The sequence below is a fragment of the Candidatus Erwinia haradaeae genome, from assembly GCF_900698985.1.
Lineage (GTDB): Bacteria > Pseudomonadota > Gammaproteobacteria > Enterobacterales > Enterobacteriaceae > Erwinia_E > Erwinia_E haradaeae_B.
The window spans coordinates 907,227-920,078 of record NZ_LR217730.1 but is presented as its reverse complement, the minus strand read 5'-3'; the positions used below and the strand labels follow the sequence as shown (position 1 = coordinate 920,078).

At 26.5% G+C, this 12,852-nt stretch carries 5 protein-coding genes and 5 tRNA genes; 8 read left to right on the top strand and 2 right to left on the bottom strand.

The features are described from left to right. The first annotated feature begins 378 nt into the window (after positions 1–378). The 5 genes from ERCIPSPA2889_RS02905 to ERCIPSPA2889_RS02885 all read left to right on the top strand — a co-directional run bounded on the left by ERCIPSPA2889_RS02905 (position 379) and on the right by ERCIPSPA2889_RS02885 (position 4,686). Positions 379–471, top strand: a tRNA-Ser gene (locus ERCIPSPA2889_RS02905). Positions 472–475: 4 nt separating this feature from the next. After that, a tRNA-Arg gene (locus ERCIPSPA2889_RS02900) sits at positions 476–552 on the top strand. Positions 553–1,407: 855 nt separating this feature from the next. Further along, on the top strand, positions 1,408–2,259 hold the full coding sequence (gene murI / locus ERCIPSPA2889_RS02895) for a glutamate racemase (protein ID WP_157989333.1): 852 nt from the start codon (positions 1,408–1,410) through the stop codon (positions 2,257–2,259). A gap of 916 nt (positions 2,260–3,175) precedes the next feature. Next, positions 3,176–3,251, top strand: a tRNA-Glu gene (locus tag ERCIPSPA2889_RS02890). Positions 3,252–4,610: 1,359 nt separating this feature from the next. Then, a tRNA-Trp gene (locus tag ERCIPSPA2889_RS02885) sits at positions 4,611–4,686 on the top strand. A 183-nt stretch (positions 4,687–4,869) separates the two neighbouring features. Here ERCIPSPA2889_RS02885 and tsaB read toward each other — a convergent pair. Next, positions 4,870–5,544 carry a tRNA (adenosine(37)-N6)-threonylcarbamoyltransferase complex dimerization subunit type 1 TsaB gene (tsaB, locus tag ERCIPSPA2889_RS02880; RefSeq protein ID WP_157989332.1) on the bottom strand — a complete coding sequence of 225 codons (675 nt, stop codon included), beginning with the start codon at positions 5,542–5,544 and terminating at the stop codon, positions 4,870–4,872. 589 nt (positions 5,545–6,133) lie between these two features. Here tsaB and msbA point away from each other — a divergent pair. Together msbA and lpxK are read left to right on the top strand one after the other, a co-directional pair. Next, positions 6,134–7,879 carry a lipid A ABC transporter ATP-binding protein/permease MsbA gene (msbA, locus tag ERCIPSPA2889_RS02875; RefSeq protein ID WP_157989331.1) on the top strand — a complete coding sequence of 582 codons (1,746 nt, stop codon included), beginning with the start codon at positions 6,134–6,136 and terminating at the stop codon, positions 7,877–7,879. Beyond that, the gene (lpxK, locus tag ERCIPSPA2889_RS02870) at positions 7,879–8,862 is read left to right on the top strand and encodes a tetraacyldisaccharide 4'-kinase (RefSeq protein WP_157989330.1); all 984 of its coding nucleotides are present in this window, start codon (positions 7,879–7,881) and stop codon (positions 8,860–8,862) included. The genes msbA and lpxK overlap by 1 nt, the downstream gene beginning before the upstream one ends. 860 nt (positions 8,863–9,722) lie before the next feature. On the opposite strand, the gene ERCIPSPA2889_RS02865 is transcribed toward lpxK, so the two are convergent. After that, positions 9,723–9,798, bottom strand: a tRNA-Ala gene (locus ERCIPSPA2889_RS02865). 1,600 nt (positions 9,799–11,398) lie between these two features. On the opposite strand from ERCIPSPA2889_RS02865, the gene folA reads away from it, so the two are divergent. Next, positions 11,399–11,881 carry a type 3 dihydrofolate reductase gene (gene folA, locus ERCIPSPA2889_RS02860; protein ID WP_157989441.1) on the top strand — a complete coding sequence of 161 codons (483 nt, stop codon included), beginning with the start codon at positions 11,399–11,401 and terminating at the stop codon, positions 11,879–11,881. Positions 11,882–12,852 lie beyond the last annotated feature (971 nt).

Sequence of the window (12,852 nt, the reverse complement as noted above, 5' to 3'; positions counted from 1 at the left end):
AAAATTACAAAAATCAAATAACAAATTATTTTTTAGAAAATTCATATTTTCAGTTGATCAATTAATCTTGGTATGTGCATGAATAAGTTTAATAGCAATTTACTTTGATAACTATTTTCTTATAATAAAATTATTTATATAGAGTTTTTTAAAAGGTAAAATGAATAAAGTATAGTATATTTTAAATGTTATATTGTTTAATAGTGTTGTCATTATTCCTATAGTGAAAAATAATAGACCATATATAAACTCTTTTTGAAAGAGAAATAATTTGACTTTCAATAGGTAAATAGTAAAATATAAAAAATAATTGCAAGATCTTAATAGAGAATATTTTCCGTACAAATTCTTGAGAATAAATTGAGGTTATTTTTTATTGGTGAGATGGCCGAGAGGTTGAAGGCGCTCCCCTGCTAAGGGAGTATACGGAAAAAATCTGTATCCGGGGTTCGAATCCCCGTCTCACCGCCACGACGCATCCATAGCTCAGTTGGATAGAGTACTCGGCTACGAACCGAGCGGTCGGAGGTTCGAATCCTCCTGGATGCACCATGATATTTGTAATATTATTTATTTATTTTATAGTGATGTGACAGGGTTTATGGGAAATAAGAAGTATCTATTACAAAAGAGTAAACAAAAACAATAATAAAAATAATATATTTTATTATTATGTAACGCTACATCAGAGCATGTTGATTTTTGTTTGTATTTTATTTTAAATTGTTTATTAAAATTCAATAGACTGAACCTTGAAAAGTTTTATATATTATATTTTCAGCGTTCATGTTAGAATTTATTTATTATTTTTATATTAAATTAGTTTTATTTTATTATTTTTATTCATTTATTAATATTGCATTGATTTTAAGAAAAATTTTTAATTAGATGCATCAATAATATTGATGTGTATATATTTATCATATAAGGATAGTTTTATTTATATAGAGTAGTCTAGTTGACATAGATAATTTTTATTTATACGTATAATATGTATTATTTTTATGTTGTTAGAGAACTAGTTATTTATAAAATATTATAGTTATGATTTATGAATTCCATAAAGGGGAGATTTTTTCGTATAACGTTTTTTAAGTGATAACCTGATATATATACTAAAAAATTATCGTCAATGTTAGAAGTAGTGTTGTTTGAGTCTTTTTGAATTAGGATACTATTAGTAGTATTGGTATGTTTTTATATGATTGACTTTTGTATTAGAGAAGCACATATATAGTATATTCTTAAATATTGTATACGTATTTTAAAAAAATTTTATTAATCATAATGATATATATCAATAAATATATTATTTTAATGATATAAGCATAAAATGCTTAAAGAGAAATAATGACCCAAATAGTTGTGGTAATGTAAAATAATAGCTAACATCTTATGGAGTATTGTATGATGGAGTATGTATCACATACTACTATGACGTCATTAATCTCTAGTCCTTCTGTTGTTTCTTCTAAAGTTGTGATATTTGACTCTGGTGTAGGTGGATTATCTATTTATCACGAGATTTATAAAATCTTACCAAATTTACATTATCTTTATGTGTTTGATAATGTTGTTTTCCCTTATGGTGAACAATCAGAAAAAAAAACTATTCAGCGCGTAGTATCTATTATTACGGCGGTAAGTCGTTTTTATCAGCTATCTTTAGTAGTGATTGCTTGTAATTCTGCTAGTATTGTTAGTTTACCAGCGCTTCGGTCTCGTTTTGTGTTTCCTATAGTTGGAGTAGTTCCAGCAATTAAGCCGGCGGCTAAATTAACGCGTAATGGTGTATTAGGTATTTTAGCAACGCGTGGAACAGTGAGGCGTTCTTATACGAATGAGCTCCTTTCTCGTTTTGCTGGAGCATGCTCAATTACTATGTTAGGTTCTAAGGAATTAGTAGAGTTAACTGAAAGTAAACTGCGTGGCAATATAGTACCTAGTAAAACTATTAAACGCATATTGCGACCATGGTTAACTATGTCCGCGCCTCCTGATACAGTAGTCTTGGGATGTACTCATTTTCCTTTAATTCGTGAAGAACTAAAAAATGCACTACCTAAGGGGACAAAGTTAATTGATTCAGGTGAAGCTATAGCACGCCGTATAGAATGTTTGCTGGGTAATACATTACATGCAATAGGTCCAAAGACTCATAATATAGCGTTATGTATGGATGTGAACCAGAAAGCCCTTCAGTTAGTGCCTGCTCTCAAATATTATGGTTTTTTAACGCTTCAGGAGTTAAAATTATAAAATATAGAAAAGAATGATCAAAGCATACAAAGCTTTGTTATTTAGTTTTTGTTCTATAAGAGTAAAGTTACTATGATAGTTAACGGGATCTTAAAGTGTAGTAGAAAATTCATATAAAGTACATGCTGTATATAAGCTGCGAGATAATTACGAGGTGCATGATAGATTAAATGTAGTGTTAAATATAGCAATAGTATTGATTAGGTGTTTAGTATTAAGTTAACTAAGATGTCATCTGAAAGATAATAATTTTATTATTTATTTTTTTTATTTTTTGGTTTACTATGACTTAGTGATAATTAGTAATAGAAAGTATCTTTAAGGTATAATCCAAAATAGCTATTCAGTATAATTTTTATATGGTATTATAATAAAATGAAAAATTGATTATTAATAGAGAGCAATAGATTATTTTTAATATTTCATTTCAATATTACTGTTTAAACTTGAAAATAGTGATTGTATATAATAATTTTTATATATGACTTATAGTTTTGATTGATAAAAATTATGAAAATGTTTTCAAGATTAAAGAATAAAGTCTCATAAAATTTATAAATATTAAAATATTAGAAGAGTGAGTATATTGTATTATAAATAAATGATGTAAAGATTATTTATTAAATGTATAGGGAGATGCTATATTGATTCAAAATATTTTTTAAATACTAGAACTAATTGTAGTTTTGTTACACAATTGATATTAGATACAGAATATATTGCAATAAAGAAATAAAAATAAGAAGCATATAGAGTAATAATTTTTTATTAAATTTTATATAAAATTTAAATTACTTGTATTATTAATTTCAGATTATTGTAAAATCAAAGATACTAATAATGGATGTCTCTTAAAGAATTTTTTTAGGAATATTTTTTAGATAAAAATAGTCTTATTGATTCAAGTATTATCTTGGTCCCCATCGTCTAGAGGTCTAGGACACTGCCCTTTCACGGCAGTAACAGGGGTTCGAATCCCCTTGGGGACACCAAATCAAACTGTTTTTACTGATGATACTGTATAATAAGAGTTAATATGTACCATATATCATATAGTATTAAATGTATTATATAGCGTTAAATATTTATATGTTTATATAATATATATTACATCAAATAGTACAAATATGACAAACATTTACTAGAGCGTAGTTACGTTTATCCTGAATAAAAATATCATTATGCTTAATAATAGATAAACTCGAAATAACATGTTTAATATATAATTAAAGAGATATTTTAATAATAACACTGCTATAATTAAGAAGATTGTGTTTAATAATGTCTTTCTCTTTTAAGCATTTAGTATTCATATTATGTTTTTTTAATTTTAAATTATATGATTCTAGTATTCGTTGTTTATTTTTTTTCTAAATATCTCTTGCTAAAATAGTATTTATATTTATTTTTAAATATATTTTATAGATAAATTTTATTTTAGTAATATTAAAATATTTAATACATATTAATATCTTTTGATATATGTATATTTTTTATGTTTTTTATAATAAAATTATGATTTTTTATAAGAAATGAAAAGTTATATAGTCATTGTATTTTATTAGAATAAAAATAGAATAAAAATCAGAGATGATGTATATCATATTAAAAATTCAGTTTAAGCTCTTTTTTATAACTTACAGTGCAATTTTTATAATTTACAGTTTAATAAAAATTTTAAAAGTAATATAATTATATGTATATTAATATAAATATATAAATATTTTTTATTTTATTATAATTTTAATAAAAATATCAAAATTATATAATATATTATTAGATAATATTTAATATTAAGAAAATTTATTTTAAAGATTTTATTTTTGTAAATTTTAGGTACTTTTTTTTTTAAAAAACATAATATATACGATAATATATTGAAGAAATATATAATGATAATGAATATCAAAACAAATTATACATTAATAAATTATAAATTTTATATTATTTATAATAATATAACAAGATATTTATAGTTTAGCTATAGAAATTGTTTTTTTATTTTTTAAGTGTTTTTTTATTGTTTAGCATTATTATTTTACAGATATAAAAAATAATATTTTCAAATAGAAACGCTTAATTAAAAATTAAAATTAATTACTTTAAAAGAAACAATTTAAAATTAGATAACATTAATATATAAAATTTTCTTAAATTATTATATAATTTTAAAAACTTTATGAGTTTTTATGAGTTATGTAAGCACAAAACGCTTCTTAATAAAGAATTTTTGTCAGGATTGGAAATGCCGTGATACTGGGACATATCAGTTTTTTATATTTTTATAGATCTGTTAAAAGTTTTGATACATAATCTCTGCAATAGAGATTATGTATGAAAATAAGACATCTAGGGGCGTAGTTCAATTGGTAGAGCACCGGTCTCCAAAACCGGAAGTTGTGAGTTCGACTCTCTCCGCCCCTGCCATAATACTAATTTGATATATAGTAAATAGGTATATTTTTAAGCAAACGAATAAAGCACTGTAGGTTAATGTGTCCTCAGCGTTACAAAGGTTATAACTTTGAGATAGAACATTTATTTGTTAATCTTGTATGAGTTATTTTAAGATTAATGTTATTTTTGTTATATTGAAAATGCATATAATAGTTAACTAAAAAATGTATTACTTAAGTATTTTGGTTCTATATTTTCAGGTAAGGATGTAGATCCTGCAAGAAGCATGTGTTTTGCTAAAGGTAACATATCTTCTGCATGAGGTAGTTCTATACCAGAGATTAAAAGATCAAGATTGGTTTTTTCTGTTAACTCTGGATAGGATTTCCACCCTGTACCGACACAGGTCCACTTACCTGTTAGTGTTTTCATTCGCTCAAGTATGTCTATAGGTTTCATAATAGTTTCATGGTATTGGTGTTGCCAGTTACCAAGATAATTACGTTGATATTCAGACCAGTATATATGACCTATATTTGTATTCATAGCAATAAGAACGCGTGATGAAAGTAGTTTGCTCCAGGCAGCTTGCGCTAGTATTTGAAAACTAGAGATGCCTACCAATGGGATATCAGAACCTAGTGCTAAACCTTGTGCGATAGCGATTCCTACGCGCACTCCAACAAAACTTCCAGGACCACGACTAACGGCTAATACATCGAGTTCGTGTAATGAAATATTACTTTTTTGTAAAATTTTTTGTATTAATGGCAAAATATACTGAGTATGTTTATGAGTGCATAGTTTTACATAAGATAGTTTTTTATGCGCCTGCTGTAATGCCACAGAGCAATATTCTGTGCTTGTATTAAAGGCTAATATCTTCATTAATTAGTCGTCTCAACGTAAAGATAAAATTTTTATGACCAAAATGCAATTTATTTTTTGATTTGTTTAATTTTAAATATTCTTTAAATTATATTAATTTAGGAGGGTATGATATTAAAATATATTTATATAATCTTTTTTATATAATACTTCACTTAACAAAAAAAACCAATCATTAAACGATTCTGATGTGTATAAGATATTCTTATATTTTTATATATCTTCTGTTTTGTATATTATACAGATAATAGTATAACATTTACGTATTACAATATATTTTAAGCCATAAAGGTTCAAAGGTAATTAGACGGATTAAATAAGGTTAAGATATTAATCTATATACCAGAATAAGTTTAAAAGAATTGTAATTCTCTATATAATTTAATTTTATTTCATTCATGCATATTTTTCTTATAAAGGATATTATCCTAGCTAATATTTTATGGTAGATTCTATATTTTAAAATTACAGATATATAATAAGATATATAATATAAAACGTAACAAGATAGAATGCGATTAACCATTGAGTGTTTTTAATAACTCCAGTCAGGATTAATAATCGTATTATAATTAATATTGGTTAAGCCATGCATTTCGATCAAGATATCTCTACATGGAAAACATTTCATAGACTTTGGCCAATTGTTACGCCTTATAAAATAGGGTTGATTGTAGCTACTATTGCACTGATTTTAAATGCAGTGGGAGATGCTGTAATGTTATCTTTACTAAAGCCTTTGCTCGATGATGGTTTTGGTAAATCCGGTCGTTCAGTGTTATTGTGGATGCCTGCAGTAATTATTGCCCTAATGTTGTTACGAGGCGTGACTAGTTATGCTTCAAGTTACTGTATTTCATGGGTTTCTGGTAACGTTGTAATGAAAATACGACGTAATTTGTTTAATCACATGATGGGGATGCCGGTAGCTTTTTTTGATCAACACTCTACTGGAGTGTTATTATCTCGTATAACCTATGACGTCGAACTTGTTGCTTCTTCATGTTCTGGTGCTTTAGTAACTATAGTGCGAGAAGGTGCATCTATTATTGGTTTGTTTATGCTCATGTTTTATTATAGCTGGCAATTATCTTTAATTTTAATTGTATTATCTCCCTTAGTATCGTTATCTATTAGGACTGTATCTAAACGTTTTCGTATTATTAGTAAGAATATGCAAAATACTATGGGGGAAGTAACCGCCAGCGCAGAGGAAATGCTTAAAGGTCATAAAGAGGTTTTGATTTTTGGGGGTCAGAGTATTGAAAATGAATCTTTTCATCGTGTAAGTAATTGCATGCGCCAACAAGCCATGAAAATGGTGTCAGCATCATCTATTTCTGATCCTATAATTCAATTAATTGCTTCGCTAGCATTAGCGCTTGTTTTATTTGCTGCAAGTCTTCCTAGTGTAATGGAAGCATTAACTGCTGGTATTATCACAGTAGTCTTTTCATGTATGATAGGATTAATGCGGCCGCTCAAATCGCTCACAAATGTTAACACACAATTTCAGCGCGGTATGGCAGCATGTCAAACGTTATTTTCTATTTTAGATAGCGAACAAGAGATAGATCGTGGTAGATATATTGTAAAACGTGCTATCGGAAATATTGAGTTTCGTGATGTAACTTTTAGTTATCCAGGCCGGGATATGCCTGCTCTAAAAAGTATTAATCTGAGTATTCCATCTGGAAAAACTGTAGCGCTTGTTGGGCGATCTGGATCAGGAAAATCTACTATTGCTAGTTTGTTAACTCGGTTTTATGATATTCAACATGGTAATATTTTTATAGATGATTATGATTTACGTGAATATAAGCTGAGCTCTCTTCGACATCAAGTGGCTTTAGTATCTCAGAATGTGCATTTATTTAATGATACTATAGCAAATAATATTGCTTACGCTTGTCATGAAAAATATAGCCGGAAAGATATTGAAAAGGTTGCTATAATAGCGCATGCAATGGATTTTATTAGTAAGATGGAGAAGGGTTTAGATACAATTATTGGTGAAAATGGTATATTTCTTTCTGGGGGTCAAAGACAACGTATTGCTATTGCACGCGCAATGCTACGTGATTGCCCGATTTTAATTTTAGATGAAGCCACATCTGCACTGGACACGGAGTCTGAACGTTCAATACAAGCTGCGTTAGATGAGTTACAGAAAAACCGAACTTCTTTAGTTATCGCACATCGTTTATCTAGCATTGAGAACGTAGATGAAATTATTGTAGTTGAGGATGGACAGATTGTAGAGAGAGGGTCTCACAAGGTATTGCTGGCTGCACGAGGTGTTTATGCTCAACTTTATAAAATGCAATTTGGATAATGATGAAAAATGTTTGGAGTAAAAGTTATTTTCGCTATTTATTATTTCCATTTGGTTTAGTATATGGCCTTATAAGTAATCTTGTACGACTAAGTTATCTTCTTGGCTTCAGAAAAGTATGGCGAGCTCCTGTTCCGGTAGTGGTAATTGGTAATATTACTGTGGGTGGCAATGGTAAAACTCCTCTGGTTATCTGGCTTGTATTAGCTTTACAGCGTTATGGTCTTCAGATTGGTGTGGTTTTACGTGGTTATAAAGGAAAGGGAGGAACGTATCCATTTTTAGTAACTAGGGATACTCAAGCTCATCAAGCAGGTGATGAAGCAGTATTAATTTATCAACGAACTAAAGCTGTAGTTGGAGTAGCGCCTTTAAGAAAAAAAGCAATAGAAGCAGTTCTAAGTCATTCTGCAGTAGATATTATTATTACTGATGATGGGTTACAACATTATGCATTAGCGCGTGATATAGAAATTATAGTTATTGATGGTGAGCGGCGGTTCGGAAATGGTTGGTGGCTGCCCGTTGGTCCTATGCGCGAACTTAAGAGTCGTTTGGATAATGTAACGGTAATTATTGCCAATGGAGGACGGTCTTTACCTGGTGAATTAACGATGCATTTAATGCCAGGTTTAGCAGTAAACCTAAAATCCGGGCAAAGAAAACCTGTAAAAGAATTAGATAACATAATTGCGATAGCAGGCATTGGAAATCCGGAGCGTTTTTTTAATACTCTTCATAAACATGGAGTGAAGCCGCTCAAAACAATATCATTTTCTGATCATCAGAGTTATGATTCACTTAGTTTGAATGAATTGACTTCCTACGGACAAATACTTCTTATGACCGAGAAAGATGCGGTAAAAGTTCGTAGTTTTTCTGAGGCGCATTGGTGGTATCTTCCAGTAGATGCCGCTCTATCTAGTGTAGCGACTAAACAATTACTCGCTATTATTTTTAGAGTTATTCCATCTGTATCATAATTATTATATCTATAACAGAAATTAAATATACTAATATTTAATACTTATTATATCATAATGTAAAAAAATTTTAAACGTTAAATAAACTATATTACTATGTTGTTGTCGATACGTTTATAATCAAATCTTAAAAATTGCCTAAATATCTATTTTTAATATAAAATAATTTATTTAAGAGAGCTGTACTTAAATTTATTATATAAAAATAAACTATATCGTAATAGATAAGAAAAAAATACTTAGAAAGTAAATATAATTTTTATTATATTTCTATTAGATATAAATTAAATAATAGCATACTTAAATAAGTAAAATAACACAATAGCTTATGATTGATATTTTTAATAAAATTCAGTTTTGGGAGATTCTTATTGTACTCTTATCGTAAGAGAACTAAGACATATTAATAATATTTTTGATGCATTGAATCATTATATTTTTTTGAGAAAATAAGCGTTTTTTTAATTAAAAGCACTTAGGGATATTAATTTTCAAAAAAAATAATTGTCAAAATGTGTTGCGTATAATTTATTTTTTGAATTTTCTATGATGTTTTAGTTTTAATAACTAAATGTAACTAAGTGATACATTTGTTGGTAAGTTAAATAAAAATAGCCATAATGATATTATTTGTATTGATTTTTAAAAAATTTTGTGTTTTTTAATGTGGTATATTTACCATAATATTATATTTTATAGTATTTTTTATGACAGTCAGAGAATTGCATTAGATAACTAGAACAATTAATTTTGTTATTTTTTTTTATTTTAGATATTGATAACCTTCTATTTTTTATATTATTTTTACTAATTTTAAGATAGCAAAATATAATTTTAGACGAGAATTCATTAAGTGAAAGTGGTGGAGATAAGCGGGATTGAACCGCTGACCTCTTGCATGCCATGCAAGCGCTCTCCCAACTGAGCTATATCCCCTTTATTTATGAAGCATATAAAAAAGAAATATTATATTAGCATATGAAAAATATAAAATTTAAAAATAAAATTGTTATTAAAGATAAATCCTGTTAGAAGAGTGATTTTTCTGATCCATAATGCATAAAATTTTTTATAATCATATCTGTATATTATTAAAAACAATATTATATAGTGTAATTTTTATTTATTATTTCTGATGTTTAAGTGAGTGGATCTTACGCACATATTAAATATTAAGCATTATTGATTTTATAAATTTTTTATTCAAAAATGAATCATGATACTTAACATGAGATGCAATTGTACTAGTAAAAAAACTTTGCGTGAACATTTTTAGAGTAAATTTTAGAAAAAAATCAAGTAAAATTGCTCAATTTAAGTATTGCATTTTGGTATATTTTATATATGGAAGTTCTATTTTTACAAATATTATATAAAGTTAATATTTTACAGTATTTATAATTACTTATTAAACTTCGTATCTTAAGATAATACAATCGTATCTTAAGATAACACAATATACAAAAATTATAATAAAAATATAGGTTATTTTTAAAAGGTCCTAGTAAATATTTTATTGTAGACTAGAATTTAGTCTTAAAAATAAATCATAATCCTTATTTTAACCAAGATGATATGTGACATTCGATCATCAGATGAATAGTTAAAAATTTATCACGATATAGCACTCTGTCGTTGCATTTTTTTCATATAACGCAGATGGATGCTCTTTGTTTTAGAAACCTGGTCTGTTTGTGTTTAGTTAATAATTTTGGGACCTATAAATATCTTAAGATTCATAGGTGCCAAAACATAACTCAGGCTATTAATATACAGTGAGAATATGCATGATAAAGATCAAAGAATTCTAATGTCTTTATTTGATTAGTCACTTTTCTTTTAATAGCATAGTTAGTAATACTAATATAGTATATGATATAATGATAAAAATTTTATAGAAACAATTATATATATTTAATGTTCTCATTAAGAAAATATTAAATAAAACATTGTATTTTTGCAATAACTTATATTAATTATAAATTATATATTTCTTTATATAAAATTTTACCATAAAAGTAACATACTATACTTTAGTATTCTGACATATAAAAATATAAGATAGATTATATTTTTAGCATGTTCATAATTATTTTGTTTAAATTAATAGTCAATATAATTAGTATTACTTTAATATTTTACGCATATTAATATAATAGAATATTAAGGTATAAGCTGTAGGATTAATATGTTATTTAGCTATAAATTCTACTAAAGTTTAATATTTATTGATAGGTCAATGTGATAAAAATAATAGTTTTTAGTTTTAAGGCTTGCCTCGTGTATCTAGAGTATGATTTTAAGACGTTTAAAAATTAATTAAGCTTATTTTTAATATATGTTTACTATTTGATGTGATTAATTTTATAAGGGGGTAAAAGATTTTATAATAAAATACAAATAGTTTTTATTTTAGTATTCTTTGGGTGATTTTAAAATAAAGATATTTAAAAATTTATTGTATTCATAGCTGAATCCTATGGTTATTAAGTTATATTTATTGTTCTTAGTGAAAATTTCGTTAGGTTTTGAGAGAATGATTATTAGTTTAATTGCAGCTTTTTCACTGAATCATGTGATTGGTAAAAATAATTCTATACCATGGCATTTACCAGCTGATTTGGAGTGGTTCAAGAAACATACATTAAGTAAACCTGTTATTATGGGACGCTATACATGGGAGACTATTCGTGCGCCTTTGCCAGGGCGTTTAAATATTATTATGAGTCGTCATTTTCGAAAAAGTTCTACAGTTAGGTGGGTCACTAGTATCGAAGATGCACTCAGAGCGGCAAAAGGAGCAAAAGAAGTTATGGTGATTGGCGGGTCAGATATTTATAATCATTTTATATTACTAGCTAATCGATTATATCTCACTCATATTCATACAGTAATAAGAGGTGATTCGTATTTTCCGCAATATAATGATAAAAAATGGTATCAAATTTTTAGTAAAAATTATCACGCTAATCAATATAATCAATATAATTTATTTTTTGAGATCTTAGTTCGTTTATAATATTTTTGATTACCTTAAATTTAAGTGAGTATGCTTATGAGATGATAATATTAAAATGATATATAATATATATAAGTTATTTACTTTGTGTTAATCTTGTTCGCAATAATGTATTTAAAATATTTTTATAAATCTTGCGTGCTTTAAATATTATACAGGATATTTATACTAAAATTAGTATTTTATAAGGCTTTTATATAATTAATGTTTTGGTGAATCAAATATATTCATAAATATTTTATTTTTTATGAACATTTATTAATTAGAGTAAAATGATGTGTTCTTATGTTACTCTAGGAGATAACATGATCTTTGTAGATGGTGTTAAACACATAGTGTTTACAAATATTAATGGTTATTGAAAAATAATATTAAAGGTGATTATAAAGATCTATTTTTTTATCTTTAGCGAAAAATATTTTTAATTACACGTTAGTTATTTAAATTACAAATTAAAAATAAACAATGGGTGCTTAAATAGCACAGTGATAAATAAAATTGAATCACTGTGGTTTATTCTTTGTTCAAATTATATATTGTTTAATATATTAAGAGTGATCATCTGTACGCCCGTAAAGATAGAAGGTGCTGCGTAAATTTATAGTTTAAGATGAATAGTATTGAGATAGCTCATCCGTTTTTAACAAAAGTGAGTAATTGGTGAATAAGCATAAGTTTATATTTTATAAGTGGTTGTAATTAAGATTTTTATTATTAAAAATAAAAAGCAAATATTAAATTTCTATGAATAGTAGGTATTATCTAGGCGAGTAAATTCCATTGATATCTTTAATGGATAAAATAGATTTTGTATATTATTTTAATATATTTTTTACATATATCGTAAGTTGCGAAGTTATAAAAAGAAGATTTTTTCTGAATATGATGTCATATTGCATAAAAAAAGTATTGATTACTTTTTTATAAAAAATGTATTAGACTTTAAATCTAATGCATTTTTTATAAAATGA